This window comes from Nonomuraea sp. NPDC049784 (genome assembly GCF_040659615.1).
Taxonomy (GTDB): domain Bacteria; phylum Actinomycetota; class Actinomycetes; order Streptosporangiales; family Streptosporangiaceae; genus Nonomuraea.
This window is the reverse complement of record NZ_JBFAMX010000214.1, coordinates 1-16091: the sequence shown is the minus strand read 5'-3', so window position 1 is coordinate 16091 and position 16091 is coordinate 1. Positions and strand designations below refer to the sequence as shown.

Below are 16091 nucleotides of genomic sequence, written 5' to 3'. Positions count from 1 at the left end.
CTCTCGGCCGCGTGGTGCACCAGGGGCACGCTCACGCCGGCCGCCTCAGGCGTGCCGGGGCCGGGGCTGATGAGGACGCCGTCGAAGCCGTCGGCGTCGCTCACGCGTACGTCGTCGCGTGGGCGCACGTCGCAGTCGGCGCCCAGCTCGCGCAGGTACTGCACGATGGTGTGGACGAAGCTGTCGTGGTTGTCCACGACCAGCACGCGGCTCATTTCCTTGCGGTCACCTCGTCAAGCGTCACCATGGGCTCCATTAGCGGGAACACGACGTACCACAGTACGGCCACCGTGGCGACAACGAGTACGGCGGCCGTCAGCAGCTTGGCCCACGTGGTGCCGGGCAGCTTGCGCCAGAGCCAGGCGTACATGTCACTCCTCCCTCGGCTCTGTCTCCTTGAGCACCCCGTGCACGATGAAGCGCTGGGCGGCCGAGTATTCGGGATGGCAGGTGGACAGCGTGATGAAGGCCCGGATGGGCCGGATGTCGGGCTTGCCGGGCACGGGGGCGAACTCGTCGAGCTCGCTGGGCTCGACGACGTCGTGCGAGGTCACGCGATACGTGTAGCGGGCCTCACGGGCCTCCACGATGATCTCGTCGTCGCGTTCGAGTTTGTCGATCTCGTTGAACGGGGCCGCGTACGTGGTGCGATGCCCCGCCACCGCGAAGTTGCCGACCTCGCCCGGCATGGCACTGCCGGGATAGTGCCCTGGCCCCTTCTTCAGGTCCTCGATGTCCACGCCCTCGACCACGGCGTACTCGTAGTGAGGGCCCAGCTTGGGAATGCGCAGCAGGGCCAGGGCCGAGCCCGGCACGATCTTCTCTGGCTTCTTCGTCCCCGGTTTGCTTTCCCTCGTCACCGCCAGTTCGCGCTGGAGGCGCACCTGCTCTCTTTCGGTGTACACGCCAGTGCCCCAGAGCAGGTACGCACAGAACAACATGAGGATCAGGCCCGCGGTGATGCTCGTCTCCCCCAAGGCCCGGAGCATGGTCCGCATTCGATGAGCTTATTCCGGCGAGAAGCGGCCGCCCGGGATCGCCATGTCCTGCGCGTGGCGACTATCCTTGGGACCTTCAACTACGCTTAACGCAGAGCCTGCGGACGATCCGGATGCCCAGGCCCTCAGCAGGAGTTACCAGTGCCCAAGTCCAAGGCTCGCAAGAAGGCGGTCTACACCCCGCCGCAGAGATCGCAGCAGCTCAAGGTCAGCCCGCGCTGGCTAGCGCCGACCATGGTCGCGGCGTGGATCATCGGCATCCTGTGGATCGCCGTCTACTACGTCGCACCGCGGACGCCCTTCTTCAGTGACCTCCAGAACTGGAACCTGCTGATCGGGTTTGTTTTCATCGTCTTCGGTGTAGTGCTTTCCACCCGCTGGCGTTAGTTCTTTCCACAGTCTTTTCCACAGCCTGGGGAAGTCAGCTCACGCTGGCGATGATGGCCGATGCCCGCACCATCACGAGCACGGCCACTATCGCCAGCGCCCCGGCGATCGCCAGCACCTGCCAGAAGGCCCTGTTGCTCTTGGGGGCGTAAGCCAGCGCCCCCGCCAGCACCGACCCCGTGATAAGGCCACCGACGTGGCCCGTCCAGCTGATGCCGGACACCACGAAGGTGATCACGAGGTTGATCGCGATGAGGGCTGCGATGCCGCGTACGTCCATGTTGAGCCTGCGCCCGACCACGAACATGGCGCCGAACAGGCCGAAGACGGCTCCGGACGCGCCGACCGTGGTCTGGTTGAGCGGGTCGACCCAGAGGCTGAGCGTCGAACCGCCGAGCGCGCTGATGACATAGAGCGCCAGATAGCGGACGTGGCCGAAGGACCGCTCGAGGTAAGGGCCGACGACGTAGAGGGCCCAGCAGTTGAACAGGATGTGGAAGATCCCACCGTGGACGAACGCGGCGGTGATCAGCCGGTAGTACTCGTCGAGCGCGGCCACCCTCAGCGGGAACATCTCCAGCTCTCCTGTGACCCGGCCGCCGAAGAGGTATTGCGCGCCGAAGACCAGGACGTTGATGACGAGGATGGCGTACGTCACGATCGGCGCGCGTACGACGCTGCCGCCGAAGGCGGACTTGGCCTGGCGGATGCCCCTGTTGCCCTCGGCCACGCACTCGGGGCACTGGAAGCCCACGGAGGCGTCGCGCATGCAGTCGGGGCAAATGGGGCGCTCGCAGCGCTGGCAGCGCACCCAGGTCTCCTTGTCCGGGTGCCGGTAGCACGTGGGCACCGCCTCAGCGGGCTGCTCGGGCTGCTGTGGCGGGCTGGGAGGCTGGCTGGTCATGACCGAAGCCTATGGCTTACGCTCCATGCCCGCGTATTGCCCGATCACCCACCGCACACAGGTGCCACGCCGAGCGGGTCCCGCACTTCGCACGGCGTGGACGTCCCCTGTGGGTGCGCAACGCTGTGAGGGGCCTGGGCGGGGGGTGGGTCCAGGCCCCGAGCCGAGAGCGGCGCGTCAGGCCTGGACGCGGTCGAAGGTGACCGACTCCAGGACGACGTCCTCCTGCGGGCGGTCACGGCGGTCGGTGCCGGTCTTGGCGATGGCGTCGACGACGTCCTGGCCCTCGATCACCTCACCGAAGATCGTGTGCTTGCCGTTCAGATGAGGCGTGGGCACGACCGTGATGAAGAACTGCGACCCGTTGGTCCCCTTGCCGAACCGGATGCCCGCGTTGGCCATGGCCAGCAGGTACGGGCGGTTGAAGTACAGCTCGGGGTGGATCTCGTCGTCGAACTCGTAGCCAGGGCCGCCGATGCCCTGCCCGAGCGGGTCACCGCCCTGGATCATGAAGCCGGAGATGACCCGGTGGAAGATCGTGCCGTCGTAGTACCGGTCGGTGCTCTTCTCGCCGGTGCCCGGGTGCGTCCATTCGCGCGTGCCTTCTGCCAGCTCGACGAAGTTGCGCACCGTCTTCGGGGCCTTGGTGGGAAAGAGTTCGACCTTGATATTGCCGCGATTGGTCTGCAGGTTAGCGATCAGCTTCTCAGCCACGAGACAGCTGCCCCCCTCTGTACACAGGGTTGGTTTCGTGATGTTTTCAGAACGTTGGCCCTTCGGCCACAAGAGCCATCCTCCCACGGCTTGCCAGGATTGAGCCGCCTCGTCCAGGGAAGGTCAGGCTCGGGGCCCCAACGACAGGGGAGGTTGTCGTGTCCCTGACACTGAAAAGACGCCGCGTGGTCATAGAGGTTCCCGCCACGTGGATGGGCCACATGAAGGCCCAGGCCGTGCGAACCCGCCGGCAAATGACGCCGATGGCGGACATGGCCAAGGTGGCCGCCGCCCAGCGCTTCGAGGACGCCCGCTATTGGGCGGCGCCGCGGCTGGAGTCCGCGGCTCACGGGTTCGAGGACCAGGTCGCTCCCAAGGTCAGCTCGATGCTGACCCGGGCGGCCAGGAAGATCGATCCCACGCCCATGCGGTCGCGGCGATGGCCGATGCTCGTACTGCTGACTGGTGTCGCGGTAGGGGCGATGGGTTATATGTTCTACCGCCGCAATGCGCAGCAGTGGACCGAGCACATGAAGGAATCTGCCTCGGATGCGTCGCGCTGGGTCAGCGAGAGGGCCGACAGGGCCTCCGAGTCTGCTGACCGGATGGCGACCGATATGTCGAACAAGACAGATGAGGCATCGCGCAAGATGCCCTGATTCGGTGCTGCCGGTAAGGAAAGCGCGCCCTCGGTTGCAAGTCCGGGGGCGCGCTTCTCCGTTCCTGACCCGTTGACGCGTCACCAAGCGCTTGCTACAAACCCGGCATGGCCCTGTCTCCCTTGGACGACTACCCGATTCACCAGACCGCCCAGGTCATGCGGCACGTCGCCACCTCCGACCGCAACTTCTACGACCGCTACTACTTCAACTGCCACCCGGGCTCTGACGAGCTCATGTTGATCGTCGGCCTCGGCCAGTACCCCAATCTGGGCGTCACCGACGCCTTCGCCTGCGTACGTCACAGAGACCTGCACCGCGTCGTACGCGCCTCCCGCGAGCTGGGCCCCGACCGGATGAACACCGAGATAGGCCCGTTCCGCGTCGAGGTGCTCGAAGGACTCAAGCGGCTCAGGGTGGTCCTGGAGCCGAACGAGCACGGCCTGGCCTTCGACCTCCTCTGGGAGGGCACGATCCCGGCGACCCTGGAGCCGCGGCACTTCCTGCGGTGGCAGGAGCGGGTCATGTTCGACTCGGTACGCCTGGCGCAGACAGGGCTCTGGTCCGGAAATATCAGGATCGGCGAGGAGGACATACCGGTCACGCCCGACCGCTGGCAGGGCACCAGAGACCGGTCCTGGGGCGTCAGGCCGGTCGGCGAGCCCGAGCCACCCGGCATCCAGGCCAAGAACCCCGGCACGTTCTACTGGCTCTACGCACCCATGCGGTTCGACGACCACGCCATCCTCTGCATCATCCAGGAGGATGAGCGCGGCCGCCGGGTGCTCGAGGAGGCCGTACGCGTCTGGTCCGACGGTCGCGAGGAGGAGTACCTCGGCAGACCGGAGTACCGCCCGGTCTACGCCCCCGGCACCCGCGACGTCGTCGAGGCCACGATCACCTTCTCCCCGCCCGGCGGCAAGCCGTTCGACGTGCACTGCGCTCCCCTGCTGCCGGTGCACCTCATGGTCGGCACCGGCTACGGGCTCGAGCCGAACTGGAAGCACGGGATGTATCAGGGCGAGGGACCTGTCGTGCAGGGCGTGACGTACCGGCTGCCCGACGACGCCGCCAGGATGTGGGGCATGGTGGACGCCGTCGGGCGCTTCGAGTACGACGGACTCGTCGGCCACGGCCTCTACGAGTACTGGGCGCTGGGGCCGCACCCGTCCTTTACGGAGTGACCTGGTCGGCCCTCTCGCAGATGATCTTCACCTTCATGGCGCCCTTGGGCGCGCCGGCCGGCGGCTGCACGTGTACGGGTCCCTCGTCCCCTGGCTCCGCCGGCTGCGCGGGGACGGCCTTCACGCCGTCCGGGAGATCCGGGAGCTCTCCGTCCGGGAGCGGCTTGACCTTCACCGCGCCCGGCGGAGGGGTCTCGCCGTCGGGAAGGGACTCGATCTTCACTGTCTCGCCGGGCTCGACCGCCTTGAGCTTGTCGGCCTTCAGCTTCTCGGCGCGCGCGAAGAACTTGCCCCCGCGGATCTCGGGCAGGGTGATGGTCTTGCCGTCGGCCGTCTTGCATGTCACCGTGCCGCCGGTGGTGGCCGGTGTCTCGTCGGCCAGGGCGGAGCCGGCCAGGCCGGTGATGGCGAGTACGGCGGCCGCTCCGAGCACCGCGAGACGTCGCTTGAACATGGATTCTCCTCACTGGGATCACTCGAACGCCTCGAGACTGGCGCGGCGTACCTTAAACGATCCTGAAGAAGCCCTAAATGATCTTCAGGTTGGCTTTAGGTGGCCTGAGGCACCCTGGTCGGTGTGCGAGTGCTACTGGTGGAGGACGAGGAGCGGCTGGCCGGCCTGGTGAAAGGCGGACTGGCGGGCGAGGGCTTCGCGGTGGACGTGGCCCACGACGGGCGCGACGGGCTGTGGATGGCCACCGAGAACACGTACGACGTGATCGTCCTGGACGTGATGCTGCCCAGGATGAACGGGTACGCGCTCTGCTCCAGGCTGCGCGAGGCGGGCGACTGGACGCCGATCATGATGCTCACGGCCAAGGACGGCATCTACGACGAGGCCGAGGCGCTCGACAACGGGGCCGACGACTACCTGGCCAAGCCGTTCTCGTACGTGGTGCTGCTGGCCAGGTTACGGGCGCTGGTGCGGCGGGGCGGGCGGGAGCGGCCAGTCTCGATCACCGTGGGCGACCTGGTCGTCGATCCGGCCGCGCTGAAGTGCCGTAGGGGCGAGGTGGAGATCGCGTTGACGCCGAAGGAGTTCGCGGTGCTGCACGCGCTCGCGCGCCGGGCCGGCGAGGTGGTCTCCAAGAGCGAGCTGCTGGCCCAGGCCTGGGACTTCTCCTACGACGGCGACCCGAACATCGTCGAGGTCTACATCAGCGCACTGCGGCGCAAGATCGACATGCCCTTCGGGAAGACGACACTCATGACGGTCCGCGGGGCCGGCTACCGGTTGGAGGCGGCATGAGGCGCCTCGCGGGACTGGGGGCGGGGCTTTCCTCCGTGCGGTTGAAGGCGACCGTCGCCGCCACCCTCGTGGTGGCCCTCGCCCTGGGCCTGGCGGCCCTCGCGCTGGTGGCCGTCCTGCGCAGCACGTTGCAGCGCAACGCCGACGCCGAGGCGGCCAGGAAGGTCGTGGCCGCGGTGCCGTACGCGCAGAGACTGGACATCAAGGCATCCATGGAGGAACCCGTCACCGGGCCGGTCCAGATCGCAGGCAAAGAAGGCGTGGTCCACCTGAGCGACGGCACGACGGCCAAGTTCGCCGACCCCGACGTCCTGCTGACCGAGGACCATTCGGCCTCGACCGCCGGGTGGGCGGAGCCGCAGAAGTACGCCGTCGCCGGTCTCAAGGTGAGCACCGCCGGCGGGCAGACCGCCATGGTCTGGTCGCGGGTCTCCCTGGACGGCGCCGAGGAGGCCCTGCGGACGCTGTACGGGGCGCTGCTGCCCGGCGTGCCCGCCGTGCTGCTCGTGGTGGCCGGGATGACCTGGATCTCGGTGGGCCGCGCGCTCGCCCCGGTCGCCGCCATCAGGGCCAAGGTGGCCGACATCACGGCCCGCGACCTGCACCAGCGCGTGCCCGTGCCCGGCTCGAAAGACGAGATCGCCGCGCTGGCCACCACCGTGAACGGCACTCTCGACCGCCTGGAGACGGCGGTGGAGACGCACAAGCGGTTCGTCGCGGACGCGGCGCACGAACTACGCAGCCCCATCGCCACCCTGCGCGCCCGCCTGGAGCTCGCCGAGCCCAGCGAGCTCACCAGGGAGGCCCTGGACGACATCGAACGCCTGCAGTCCCTGGCCGCCGACCTGCTCATACTGGCCAAGCTGGACGCCGGCGAACCGCTGCGCACGGCCGAGCTGGACCTGGGCCAGGTGGCCGCCGAAGAGTCCCTGCGGGCCAGGCGGCGCCCCGACGTGCGGGTGGAGCTGGACATCGAGCCGGACGTGGTGATGAAAGGCTCGCGCGCGCATCTCGACCGCCTGGTGACGAACCTGGCCGACAACGCGGTACGGCACGCCGCCTCCACCGTGCGGGTACGCGTACGCGCCGAGGAGGACCAGGCCGTGCTGGAAGTGCAGGACGACGGGCCCGGGATCCCACCGGAGCAGCGGGAGGCGGTGTTCGCCCGGTTCACCAGGCTCGACGAGGCGCGAGCCAGGGACGCGGGCGGCGCCGGGCTCGGGCTGCCGATCGCGCGGGACATCGCCCTGCTGCACGAGGGCACGCTGGTGTACGCAGATTCCGGATTCGTCGCGAAATTTCCCCTAAAAACACCCTGAACCAGATGATGATCCGCCAACGTGTGGATGGTTGAAGGAGGCAACCATGCTCACACGCCGTGCATTGATCACCCGAGGGAGCACCGTGGGCGCAGGAGTCGTGTTCCTGTGGCCGCGCCCAGCGGAGGCGGAGGCCGAGGCGGCGGCGACCGTCCTCGCCACGACGAAGAGCATCCCGCTCGGGGGCGGGAAGATCGTCCAGAACAAGTACGTGATCACCCACCCGAAGAAGGGCGTCTACAAGTGCTTCAGCGCCAAGTGCACCCACCAGGGCTGCACGGTGGCGAGCGTCAGCCACGGCACGATCAACTGCCCGTGCCACGGCAGCAAGTTCAGTGCCACGACCGGTGCGGTGGTGAACGGCCCCGCCAAGAAGCCACTCGCCGGCAAGAAGATCAAGATCTCGAAGGGGAAGATCAGGCTGGCTTGATCTTCAGGGCGTAGGTCGTGCTGCGCTTGGTGATCTCCAAGCCCGCGCGGGAGTACACGCTGACGGCTCCCGTGGGGTTGTGGGCGTCGACGCCGAGCCCGGCGCTCTCGTACCCCTGATCCCTGAACGCGGCAAGGGCGTGCCCGATCAGTGCGCTCGCCACGCCCTTGCCGCGCCATTCCCTGAGCGTGGCGATGATCTGGATCCACGCCTGCCGCTCGCCCTGCCGCGCTTCGAAGAAGTGCGTGATCAGTACGCCCACCGCGCGGTCGCCGGCCAGCGCCACGAATGACGACTCGGGGCGGAAGTTCCTGGAGCCGCTGATGAGAGCGCGCCAGCTCTCGGGTGTGTGCTGAACGCTGCCCCAGTGGTCGCGGAACGCCTCGTTGCGCACCTGCCGGGCGCCGTCGTCCAGCTCGGGCGACCAGGTGGCGATGGACACGCCGTCCGGCGACCCCGACGCGGGCAGATCGCCTGACAGGCTCCGCTCCATGCGGGCGAACGAGCGTACGGCGGCGAACCCGGCCTCCTCCACCAGCGCGGTGAGGCCGGGATGCCCGTCGAAGACGTCGAGCTGGAGCTCCAGAGGGACGCCGGGGAAGGCCTTCTCGCTCAGCCCCGGCGCCGCCTGAACGCTCCACTCGATGACGCGCCTGCCGAGCCCCCGCCTGCGGTAGGCCGGGTGCACGCCGCCCGTCAGGTGCACCATGTGCAGGCCGTCGGCGGACTGCCTGGCCGGGAGGTAGCCGAAGGCCACGATCCGATCGCCGTCCCTTGCCGCGAGCGTGCCCTCGGCCAGGTCGATCAGCTGACTGGAGAGGTGCTCCGCGACGTCGTCGACGCCGTAGATCATGCCGTTCCTGTCTTCTGCTTCCATCGCGGCCCAGAGCTCGGCCATGGGCCGCGCGTCCTCCCGGGTCAGGGGTCCCCATTCCATGGTCGGCAGCCTAGGCGAGCCTGGTGGCGCACCCCAACTGCTTCCCGATGCGGACCAGGCCCTCGGCGAACGAACGGCGCGTGCGTTCCCGGAACCCGATGAACAGCCGGTTGGCCAGGGCGACGGCCCAGTAGTTGCCCGCCACGTTGTAGACGCGGTGGACCAGGCGCGTGCCCTCGGGATCGGCGGTGACCGACCACTCTCCCCGGTACCACCAGCCGCCCTGGTAGGCCAGGCTGTGCTCGCCCAGCTCGGTCCTCGGCGTGGCCTCCACCAGCGCCGGCCACACCCGCTCGACCGGGGCCGCGATCACCCCGGCGACCTCGGTGATGAGCTGCTTGCTCACGGCTTGCGCACCCGGGTGTTGTGGAAGGAGGCGAAGCGCCAGCCCTCAGGAGTGCGCAGCGCGGTCAGCGTGATGGGGGACTCGCGGCTGGGGTCGGGCTCACCGTTCACGGACGAGGTGCCGCCCACGATCACCAGAGCGACGTCGTCGGCGTCCTCGGTGAAGAGCCCGGCGTAACCCTCGGAGTCCCCGGAGTTCCAGGTCTCCGTGATGCGCGCGAGCAGGCCGACGATCTCTTTCTCTGTGGACATGGCACAGCTCCCTCTGTCGCGGCGCCTATCCTGTGAATGCGAGTTCGGGCAGGGCAGGCGCCTTGTTCGGATGTCGGGCCGCCGGGGTGTTGGCGCACCTCGGCGGCCTCTTTCACAGCTCGGCCGTGGTTTCCCAGCCGAGCTCGCCTTTGTCGAGCCGGTCGAGCAGCCTCCTGACCCAGTCGAGCTCGGCGGTGTAGATCGCCTGCTCGCACTCCACCTCCAGCATGAGGATCTCGGGCAGGCCGCTGTCGGCCATGGCTCTCATGTGGGCCTCCATCCCCGCGAGGACGCCCTCGACCGAGGCCGCCCGGCCGCGCAGCGCCCGCTGCGCCTCTGTCAGCGGCAGGCAGCCGATGAGCGAGACGGCCGCGACGAAGCCGCGCCGGTCGGGGCCGGGTTTCTCCAGGAGCTGATACAGCCGGGTGGCCAGCTCTTGACGGCCCTCGTCGGTGATCTCGTAGACCGTGCGCTCCGGCCTGCGCCCCTGGCGGTCGGTCTTGGCGGGGACGATCAGCTCGTCCTTGGCCAGCCGCTCGACCGCGTGGTAGAGGCTGCGCGGCAGGCCGGTGATGTAGTCCTTGTGCGTGTCGATGATGAACCGGTGCAGCTCGTACGGGTGGCTCGGGCGCACAGTGAGCAGGGCCAGCACGGTTAAGTCGACCAGGCTCTGGCGTTGCGCCATGATGCCTCCCTCTATATTGCAGTTTGCAATATAGCTCAGGAGTCGAGCTGCAGGAAAGCCCTGGCGACCGCCTGCCTGGTCACGTCCTCCGGATAGGGGAAGAGCTTGATCACGTCGCGTAGGCCCTCAACGTGAGCGCGCTTGGCCAGCTCGGCCACGAGGACCAGCTCGTCGTGCTGCGCCTGCGCGTAAGCCCGGTCCACCACAGCGCCGTGCCCCGGCACGATCACCTGCTCGGGCAGCTCGTCCAGCATCGCCGCCGTGGTGGCCGGCCAGTCGAGCGGATAAGAGTCGCTGAACGCCGGCGGCGCCCCCTCCTCCACCAGGTCACCGGCGAACACCACGCCCGCGTCGGGGACGTGCACGACGACGTCGTTGCTGCTGTGCCCGAGCCCGAAATGTCGCAGGTGCACGATGCGACCGCCGATGTCGAGGCTGGCCGCCGCCGTGAACGTGTGGTCCGGCGGCACGATCGTGACCTCCTCCAGCTCCTCGCGCCGCTCCTCCGGCAGGTACTTGATGACGTTCGCGCGTTGCTGTTCGCCGTACTGCTCGATCTCCTCGGCGCACCTGACGTGGCCCCAGATCTCGGCGGGGCGGAAGAGCGCGTTGCCGAAGTAGTGGTCGAAGTGGGAGTGGCTGTTGACAACCGTCCACGGGCTGCCGGTGATCCTCCTGACCGCCTCGATCAGGTCCGCCGCTTCCCTGTGCGAGGTACGCGTGTCGAGCACCAGGCAGTGCCCGTCACCCACGACCAAACCGACGTTCATGTCGAACGACTCGTGGCGCCGGACATAGATCCGGTCGCCGACCTCTAGCCACTGCTCGTTCATGCCAACGAACCCTACTTTTAGGATCGGGGTATGGCATATGACTTCCAAGTCGTCATCGATACGGACGATCCGCACCGGCTGGCCGACTGGTGGGCCGACGCCCTCGGCTGGACGGTGGAGCCCCAGGACGAGGCGTTCATCCGCGGGATGATCGAGAAGGGCTACGCCACCGAGGACGAAACGACCCGGCACAACGGTGCGCTGGTGTGGAAGTCAGGCGCTGCCATCAGGCATCCCGACGGTCTCGAACGCGCCCCGCGGGTGCTGTTCCAGCTCGTGCCCGAGCCGAAGACGGTCAAGAACCGCCTGCACCTCGACGTCCGCGTGGGGGCCGGCAACATCGAGTCCGTGGTCGAGCGGCTCACCGCCAAGGGCGCGACCGTGCTGCACCGCGGCCGCCAAGGGCCCCACTGGTGGGTGACCATCGCCGACCCGGAGGGCAACGAGCTCTGCGTCACCTGAGATAGGCCAGCACCGCCAGCACCCTCCTGTGCCCGTCGGACTCAGGTGGCAGGTCGAGCTTGGTGAAGATGTTCGCGATGTGCTTGGCCACGGCCGCCTCGGTGACGAACAGCTCCTTGGCGATCGACGCGTTCGTCCGTCCCTCGGCGATCAGGCCGAGCACCTGCTGCTCGCGCGGGGTGAGCCTGGTCAGCGGGTCGCGCCGCCGCCTCAGGAGCTGGCGCACCACCTCCGGGTCCACGACCGTGCCGCCGGCGGCCACCCGGTCGAGCGCCTCCACGAACTCGCGTACGTCGCCTATGCGGTCTTTCAGCAGGTAGCCGATGCCGGCGCCGTCGCCCGACTCCAGCAGCTCGGCCGCGTACGTCTGCTCGACGTACTGGCTGAGCACCAGCACGGCCAGGTCCGGGTGTCGCCCGCGCAGCTCCAGCGCGGCCACCAGTCCCTCGTCGGCGAAGCCGGGCGGCATCCGCACGTCGGTCACCACAGCGTCGGGGCGGTGCTCCGAGACTGCGGCGACCAGGGCGGGTGCGTCGCCGACGGAGGCGACCACGGTGTGGCCGAAGCGTTCGAGCAGGCCCGCCAGGCCCTCCCGCAGCAGTACGGCGTCCTCCGCGATCACTACCCGCACGGGATCTCCACTCGTATCAGGGTCGGCCCGCCCATCGGGCTGGACAGGGACAGTTTCCCGCCCACCACGGCCAGCCGGTCGGCCAGCCCGGTCAGCCCCGTGCCCTTGGCCGGGTCGGCGCCGCCCACACCGTCGTCGCGCACCTCGACGACCAGCGTGCCGCGCTCCACCCGCGCTGTGACGGCGCCCCTCGTGGCCTGGCTGTGCTTGGCCAGGTTCGCGAGCGCCTCGCTGACCACGTAGTACGCGGTGACTTCCACGGGCGCGGGCAACCGGCCGTCCAGCTCGACGTCCACATCGACGGGCACGGGCGAGCGGCCCGCCACATCCCGCACCGCGGCCCCCAGTCCGCGGTCGGTGAGCACCTGCGAATGCACGCCCCTGATCAGCTCGCGCAGCTCGGCCAGCGCCTGCTTGGCCTCGTCGTGGGCGCGATCGACCAGCCGGCCCGCGGGCGAGTCGTCAGGCAGGTCGAGCCTGGCCAGTCCGAGCGTCATCGACAGGGAGACCAGCCGCTGCTGCGCGCCGTCGTGCAGGTCCCGCTCGATCCTGCGGCGCTCCATCTCGAACGCGTCCACCAGCCTCGCCCGTGACCGCAGCACCTCGCTCAGCTCCGAGTCCGGCGGCGCGAGCATGGCCCGGGCCATCGCCCCTCTGGCGCCGCCCCAGGCGGTGATCGTGTAAGCGGCGACGGGCAGTAGCAGCACGCCCGCCACGGAGCCCACGGCGGCGGCCTCGTTGGCTAGCGGCTGCACGACGGGCGAGAGGATCAGGATCATCGGCCCGCCGACCGTGAACGCCAGCATGATCAGGTCGATCCACCACAGCGCGAGCACCGTGACGACGGCCAGCCCGACCTCCCGCCTGCGCCTGTCCAGCACCTCAGGCAGCGGAACGCCGTCCACGAGCCGCAGCCTGCGCCGCTCGAACCAGGCGATGCGAGGGACGCTCAGCGCCAGCACGATCGGCGCCGCGACCCAGCCCAGCGGGATCGTGGCGAACACCGCGGCCCCGACGGCCGCACCCGGAACGACGCTGGCCAGCAGGTACGCCGCGGAGCGCCAGGGCCAGGCCGAGCCCAGGAACGGCAGCGGCCGCTGCGTGAGCGCTTCCAGCGCGGTCCTGTTGAGCACCTTCCGACGGTATCCGCCGGTGAGAGGCCGAGCAGTAGTGCTGGGTCTACCTCGTACGGGCGATCACCGCCCGAGGAAGCGGGTGAGCACGGGGGCCAGCGCCTTCGGGTCGACCATGTGCGTCTGGCCCTCGATGATCTCGCGCACGGCGCCGGGGACGAACGCGGCGATCGCGTCCGCGGCCCGGTCGAAGAAGTCGCCTCCCCCGCCTGCGAACGACTCCGCACTGGCCCCGCCGGTGGCCACCAGCGTCGGGCAGGCGATCACGGCCAGGCGGTCGGCAGGCGGCCGGCCGTCACCCAGGCAGGCGGCGTCGTACGCGAGCGTGGGCGCGACGGCCTCGAACCCCGGCCACATCGGCGAGTTGCGGGCCTGCTCCACCATCTCCTCCGTGGCGCCCGCCGTCACCATGAACAGCGCGAACGCGTCACCCCTGCGGCCCTCGCCCAGCAGCGCGTGGAGCCGTTCGACGTATTCGCGCGAGCGCTCCCGGCCGTCGGGGGCCACGTTGTAGGGGACCTCGTACACGGCCAGCTTCGCGATCGGGAGCCCGGCGGCCGCGGCCTCGAGTGCGAGCGCGCCGCCCGACGAGGCTCCGAACAGGTGCGCGGCACCGCCCGCCTCGGCGATGAGTGCGGCGATGTCCTCAATCTCGCGTTCGATCGCGTACGGGAGGGTGTCGCCGCTGTCACCACGGCCGCGCCGGTCGTAGTTGTAGACGGTGAACTTGCCTGACAGTTCCTGCGCGAGCTGTGCGTTCCCGGAGCGGTCGACCGTGGCGCCGCCGACCAGGATGATCGCCGGGCCGTCGCCGAGGCGTTCGTATGCGATGGATGTGCCGTCTTTCGCCGTGACGCGGTGCATATGACTCCTCCGGAGGCCCTTGTGACCATCCGATCTCGCTGGGTGACTATCGGCGGCGGCGTTATAGGACTACCGTCGTGCGTATGGCGATGCCCATTCCATCACGGCGGAATTCCGCGGACAACGACAAAGCCGCCGACACCCCTGCCCCGCCGTCGTGGCCAATGTCGGCTCCCCGGCTTTCCCAGGGAGACCAATCAGGGGAAACTGCATCAATCATCGTAAATTTAGACAAGGCGACACTTGATGCGGTTCTTCAAAAAGCCCGCTCCGATGGCCGTATGATTTCCGAGGTGATTCGCGCCGCAGTGGAGCGCGAAGTCGGCAACATGACGCATGCGACCATCTTGATCCAGCGCTGGAACCTGCAGTGCGAAGACCTGGACCGGGCGGCCGACGCGCTGCAGGTTGACCGGATTTCGGATGACGTGATGATCGGCCTCGGCCTGCATCGGAATCAAGAGGATTGACCATGCTACCTGGGCGGGTTCTCGATGTGGGGGCGCTCGTCGACATAGCGGTCGCCAAGACGAACCATTCCCGCAGCATCGCGGCGCTGTGTCTTTACCGGGGCGGCGGGCTGTGCATTCCGGCCACCGCGCTGACGCTGGTCTATTCGATCGTCCCGCTCGCGACAAAGGCCGAGCTCTTCGATCTGATCAGCAGCCCGGCCGTGCAGGTCGACGAACTCAGCGCCGGAAAGGTGCCCGACATCGCCGAGATCCTCGACGGGTCGGCGGACATCACCGCGGGCCACGTGATTTTATGCGCACGGGTCACCCGGTGGCCGGTCCTGACCGACCGTGCGAGCATCCTGCGTAACCTGGATCCGGCGATCCTCGTCGACCCACTGCCCGAGCAGAACTGACACGTACGGAGATCTCGGCCGGTCAGTGTCCGGAACACCCACTATTGTGGTGGCCCGGACACACGAGGAAGCAGATCCACCTTGGCTCATCGCGCCCTGGTCATCGCCATGCTGCCCGCGGTCGGGCTGCGACTGCTCGCCGTGCTCGGGTTCCCGCCGTCGATCCTCTTCTACGGCGACTCGTTCGCCTTCCTGCGCGAGGACCTGAGCCCCGGCACCACCAGACCCTCCGGATACTCGCTGCTCCTCGCGCTGCTCCGCCCCGCGCACAGCCTCACGCTGGTGACCGTCCTGCAGCACCTGCTGATGCTGGCGCTCGCCGTGGCGGTGTACGCGCTGCTGAGGCGGCGCGGCCTGCCGGGCTGGGGCGCCGCCCTGCTGGTCACCCCGCTGCTGTACGACGAGTTCCTCATCCTGCTCGAGCACATGATCATGGCTGACGCGATCTTCATCGTGCTGGTCACGGTCGCGATCCTGCTCATCGTCTGGCGCGTCACCCCCGCCACGGCCGCCGTCGGCGGTGTGCTGCTCGGCCTGGCCGGGATCACCAGGACGGTCGGCCTGCCGCTGCTGATCCTGACGGCCGCGTACCTGCTGATCAGAAGGTACGGCTGGCGCCCGCTCGTGGCGCTGCTGGTGGCGGGCGTGATCCCCCTGGGCGCGTACGCCACCTGGACGAAGGTGGAGAAGGGGAAGTTCGCACTGACCGAGGCGGACGGGAACTTCCTGTGGTCCAGGTCCATGAGCTTCGCCGACTGCGCGGTGATCAAGCCGCCGGAGCGGCTGGCCGTGCTCTGCCCGAACATGCCGGTGGAGCAGCGCCCGTACCCGCCGCACTGGTTGTGGGAGAGCTTCTCGCCGCTGCTCAAGGTGCCGGGGACGAGCAATCGCAACCAGCTCGCCGGGGAGTTCGCCAGGCAGGCCATCCTCGCGCAGCCGGGCGAGTATCTCGCGGCGGTCGCGACCGATCTCACGCAGCTGCTGCGCTGGGAGCGTACGGCCGTGGACGAGAAGACGCCGTACAAGTTCCCCGCCGCGGAGCGGCCGCTGAGCGAGTCGGTACGGGGTGTCGCGGAGTCGTACGAGGCCGGACCGGCCGCCACCCGGGTCGTCGAGCCGTTCGCGGGGTGGCTGCGGGCGTACCAGCGGTTCGGTTACGTGCCGTTCCCGCTGCTCATGCTGGCCCTGGTCGGGGCGCTGGCGGCCGCGCTGGCGCGGCGCCGGTGGGACGCGCTGC

23 protein-coding genes and 1 pseudogene are annotated in these 16091 nt (G+C 68.8%); 10 read left to right on the top strand and 14 right to left on the bottom strand.

Annotation, left to right across the window (positions count from 1 at the left end):
• The 3 genes and pseudogenes from AB0J09_RS33490 to AB0J09_RS33480 all read right to left on the bottom strand — a co-directional run.
• A pseudogene (locus AB0J09_RS33490) lies at window positions 1-215 on the bottom strand (aminodeoxychorismate/anthranilate synthase component II); the annotation flags it as partial.
• On the bottom strand, window positions 212-370 hold the full coding sequence (locus AB0J09_RS33485; protein WP_360699585.1) for a hypothetical protein: 159 nt from the start codon (window positions 368-370) through the stop codon (window positions 212-214). The pseudogene AB0J09_RS33490 and the gene AB0J09_RS33485, both read right to left, overlap by 4 nt.
• A gap of 1 nt (window position 371) precedes the next feature.
• Window positions 372-998: a class E sortase gene (locus tag AB0J09_RS33480; RefSeq protein ID WP_360699583.1), complete on the bottom strand. Its 627-nt coding sequence runs from the start codon at window positions 996-998 to the stop codon at window positions 372-374.
• Window positions 999-1139: 141 nt separating this feature from the next.
• Between AB0J09_RS33480 and AB0J09_RS33475 the strand changes: the two genes are divergently transcribed.
• Entirely contained in the window at window positions 1140-1385 is a 246-nt protein-coding gene (locus AB0J09_RS33475; RefSeq protein ID WP_360699581.1) for a cell division protein CrgA, read from the top strand.
• A gap of 34 nt (window positions 1386-1419) precedes the next feature.
• On the opposite strand, the gene AB0J09_RS33470 is transcribed toward AB0J09_RS33475, so the two are convergent.
• The gene (locus AB0J09_RS33470; RefSeq protein ID WP_360699579.1) at window positions 1420-2289 is read right to left on the bottom strand and encodes a rhomboid family intramembrane serine protease; all 870 of its coding nucleotides are present in this window, start codon (window positions 2287-2289) and stop codon (window positions 1420-1422) included.
• A gap of 177 nt (window positions 2290-2466) precedes the next feature.
• Window positions 2467-3003, bottom strand: a complete 537-nt coding sequence (locus AB0J09_RS33465) for a peptidylprolyl isomerase (protein WP_360699577.1) — start codon at window positions 3001-3003, stop codon at window positions 2467-2469.
• A 221-nt stretch (window positions 3004-3224) separates the two neighbouring features.
• Between AB0J09_RS33465 and AB0J09_RS33460 the strand changes: the two genes are divergently transcribed.
• The gene (locus tag AB0J09_RS33460) at window positions 3225-3662 is read left to right on the top strand and encodes a YtxH domain-containing protein (RefSeq protein ID WP_360699575.1); all 438 of its coding nucleotides are present in this window, start codon (window positions 3225-3227) and stop codon (window positions 3660-3662) included.
• 107 nt (window positions 3663-3769) lie between these two features.
• A complete protein-coding gene (locus AB0J09_RS33455) occupies window positions 3770-4846 on the top strand; it encodes a hypothetical protein (RefSeq protein ID WP_360699573.1) in 1077 nt (358 codons plus the stop codon).
• Here the strand turns inward: AB0J09_RS33455 and AB0J09_RS33450 are convergent.
• Window positions 4836-5300: a hypothetical protein gene (locus AB0J09_RS33450; protein WP_360699571.1), complete on the bottom strand. Its 465-nt coding sequence runs from the start codon at window positions 5298-5300 to the stop codon at window positions 4836-4838. The two genes, AB0J09_RS33455 and AB0J09_RS33450, sit on opposite strands and share 11 nt — an antisense overlap.
• Before the next feature lie 123 nt (window positions 5301-5423).
• Here AB0J09_RS33450 and AB0J09_RS33445 point away from each other — a divergent pair, with 123 nt between their 5' ends.
• From AB0J09_RS33445 to AB0J09_RS33435, 3 genes are read left to right on the top strand one after another with little or no spacing between them, the layout of a single operon-like run.
• Complete coding sequence (locus AB0J09_RS33445) at window positions 5424-6095, top strand: response regulator transcription factor (protein ID WP_360699569.1); 672 nt, start codon at window positions 5424-5426, stop codon at window positions 6093-6095.
• Window positions 6092-7414: an ATP-binding protein gene (locus AB0J09_RS33440; RefSeq protein WP_360699567.1), complete on the top strand. Its 1323-nt coding sequence runs from the start codon at window positions 6092-6094 to the stop codon at window positions 7412-7414. The genes AB0J09_RS33445 and AB0J09_RS33440 overlap by 4 nt, the downstream gene beginning before the upstream one ends.
• A 46-nt stretch (window positions 7415-7460) precedes the next feature.
• Window positions 7461-7844, top strand: coding sequence for a Rieske (2Fe-2S) protein (locus AB0J09_RS33435; protein ID WP_360699565.1), 384 nt, complete (start codon window positions 7461-7463; stop codon window positions 7842-7844).
• On the opposite strand, the gene AB0J09_RS33430 is transcribed toward AB0J09_RS33435, so the two are convergent.
• The 5 genes from AB0J09_RS33430 to AB0J09_RS33410 all read right to left on the bottom strand — a co-directional run bounded on the left by AB0J09_RS33430 (window position 7831) and on the right by AB0J09_RS33410 (window position 10896).
• A complete protein-coding gene (locus tag AB0J09_RS33430) occupies window positions 7831-8781 on the bottom strand; it encodes a GNAT family N-acetyltransferase (protein ID WP_360699564.1) in 951 nt (316 codons plus the stop codon). The genes AB0J09_RS33435 and AB0J09_RS33430 overlap by 14 nt on opposite strands.
• 10 nt (window positions 8782-8791) lie before the next feature.
• Window positions 8792-9127, bottom strand: coding sequence for a hypothetical protein (locus tag AB0J09_RS33425; protein ID WP_360699562.1), 336 nt, complete (start codon window positions 9125-9127; stop codon window positions 8792-8794).
• Window positions 9124-9378: a hypothetical protein gene (locus AB0J09_RS33420; protein WP_360699560.1), complete on the bottom strand. Its 255-nt coding sequence runs from the start codon at window positions 9376-9378 to the stop codon at window positions 9124-9126. Before AB0J09_RS33420 ends, AB0J09_RS33425 begins: the two co-directional genes overlap by 4 nt.
• 112 nt (window positions 9379-9490) lie before the next feature.
• A complete protein-coding gene (locus AB0J09_RS33415; RefSeq protein WP_360699558.1) occupies window positions 9491-10063 on the bottom strand; it encodes a PadR family transcriptional regulator in 573 nt (190 codons plus the stop codon).
• Between the two features lie 35 nt (window positions 10064-10098).
• Window positions 10099-10896, bottom strand: a complete 798-nt coding sequence (locus tag AB0J09_RS33410) for an MBL fold metallo-hydrolase (protein WP_360699556.1) — start codon at window positions 10894-10896, stop codon at window positions 10099-10101.
• A gap of 30 nt (window positions 10897-10926) precedes the next feature.
• Here AB0J09_RS33410 and AB0J09_RS33405 point away from each other — a divergent pair, with 30 nt between their 5' ends.
• Entirely contained in the window at window positions 10927-11358 is a 432-nt protein-coding gene (locus tag AB0J09_RS33405) for a VOC family protein (protein WP_360699554.1), read from the top strand.
• Here AB0J09_RS33405 and AB0J09_RS33400 read toward each other — a convergent pair.
• The 3 genes from AB0J09_RS33400 to AB0J09_RS33390 form a co-directional block, all read right to left on the bottom strand.
• The gene (locus AB0J09_RS33400) at window positions 11351-11989 is read right to left on the bottom strand and encodes a response regulator transcription factor (protein WP_360699552.1); all 639 of its coding nucleotides are present in this window, start codon (window positions 11987-11989) and stop codon (window positions 11351-11353) included. The genes AB0J09_RS33405 and AB0J09_RS33400 overlap by 8 nt on opposite strands.
• Entirely contained in the window at window positions 11980-13122 is a 1143-nt protein-coding gene (locus AB0J09_RS33395) for a histidine kinase (RefSeq protein ID WP_360699550.1), read from the bottom strand. Before AB0J09_RS33395 ends, AB0J09_RS33400 begins: the two co-directional genes overlap by 10 nt.
• 63 nt (window positions 13123-13185) lie before the next feature.
• A complete protein-coding gene (locus AB0J09_RS33390) occupies window positions 13186-13986 on the bottom strand; it encodes an alpha/beta hydrolase (RefSeq protein WP_360699548.1) in 801 nt (266 codons plus the stop codon).
• Window positions 13987-14069: 83 nt separating this feature from the next.
• Between AB0J09_RS33390 and AB0J09_RS33385 the strand changes: the two genes are divergently transcribed.
• The 3 genes from AB0J09_RS33385 to AB0J09_RS33375 all read left to right on the top strand — a co-directional run.
• Window positions 14070-14456 carry a hypothetical protein gene (locus AB0J09_RS33385; RefSeq protein ID WP_360699546.1) on the top strand — a complete coding sequence of 129 codons (387 nt, stop codon included), beginning with the start codon at window positions 14070-14072 and terminating at the stop codon, window positions 14454-14456.
• 26 nt (window positions 14457-14482) lie between these two features.
• The gene (locus AB0J09_RS33380; protein ID WP_360699544.1) at window positions 14483-14854 is read left to right on the top strand and encodes a hypothetical protein; all 372 of its coding nucleotides are present in this window, start codon (window positions 14483-14485) and stop codon (window positions 14852-14854) included.
• Window positions 14855-14935: 81 nt separating this feature from the next.
• On the top strand, window positions 14936-16091 hold a 1156-nt coding region (locus AB0J09_RS33375), incomplete at its 3' end, for a hypothetical protein (protein WP_360699543.1).

Bases quoted from the DNA above. Each gene is read 5' to 3' on its own strand.
- AB0J09_RS33485 (WP_360699585.1), bottom strand. From the start codon at position 370: ATGTACGCCTGGCTCTGGCGCAAGCTGCCCGGCACCACGTGGGCCAAG.
- AB0J09_RS33480 (WP_360699583.1), bottom strand. From the start codon at position 998: ATGCGGACCATGCTCCGGGCCTTGGGGGAGACGAGCATCACCGCGGGC.
- AB0J09_RS33470 (WP_360699579.1), bottom strand. From the start codon at position 2,289: ATGACCAGCCAGCCTCCCAGCCCGCCACAGCAGCCCGAGCAGCCCGCT.
- AB0J09_RS33460 (WP_360699575.1), top strand. From the start codon at position 3,225: ATGAAGGCCCAGGCCGTGCGAACCCGCCGGCAAATGACGCCGATGGCG.
- AB0J09_RS33455 (WP_360699573.1), top strand. From the start codon at position 3,770: ATGGCCCTGTCTCCCTTGGACGACTACCCGATTCACCAGACCGCCCAG.
- AB0J09_RS33450 (WP_360699571.1), bottom strand. From the start codon at position 5,300: ATGTTCAAGCGACGTCTCGCGGTGCTCGGAGCGGCCGCCGTACTCGCC.
- AB0J09_RS33440 (WP_360699567.1), top strand. From the start codon at position 6,092: ATGAGGCGCCTCGCGGGACTGGGGGCGGGGCTTTCCTCCGTGCGGTTG.
- AB0J09_RS33435 (WP_360699565.1), top strand. From the start codon at position 7,461: ATGCTCACACGCCGTGCATTGATCACCCGAGGGAGCACCGTGGGCGCA.
- AB0J09_RS33430 (WP_360699564.1), bottom strand. From the start codon at position 8,781: ATGGAATGGGGACCCCTGACCCGGGAGGACGCGCGGCCCATGGCCGAG.
- AB0J09_RS33420 (WP_360699560.1), bottom strand. From the start codon at position 9,378: ATGTCCACAGAGAAAGAGATCGTCGGCCTGCTCGCGCGCATCACGGAG.
- AB0J09_RS33415 (WP_360699558.1), bottom strand. From the start codon at position 10,063: ATGGCGCAACGCCAGAGCCTGGTCGACTTAACCGTGCTGGCCCTGCTC.
- AB0J09_RS33410 (WP_360699556.1), bottom strand. From the start codon at position 10,896: ATGAACGAGCAGTGGCTAGAGGTCGGCGACCGGATCTATGTCCGGCGC.
- AB0J09_RS33405 (WP_360699554.1), top strand. From the start codon at position 10,927: ATGGCATATGACTTCCAAGTCGTCATCGATACGGACGATCCGCACCGG.
- AB0J09_RS33390 (WP_360699548.1), bottom strand. From the start codon at position 13,986: ATGCACCGCGTCACGGCGAAAGACGGCACATCCATCGCATACGAACGC.
- AB0J09_RS33385 (WP_360699546.1), top strand. From the start codon at position 14,070: ATGGCGATGCCCATTCCATCACGGCGGAATTCCGCGGACAACGACAAA.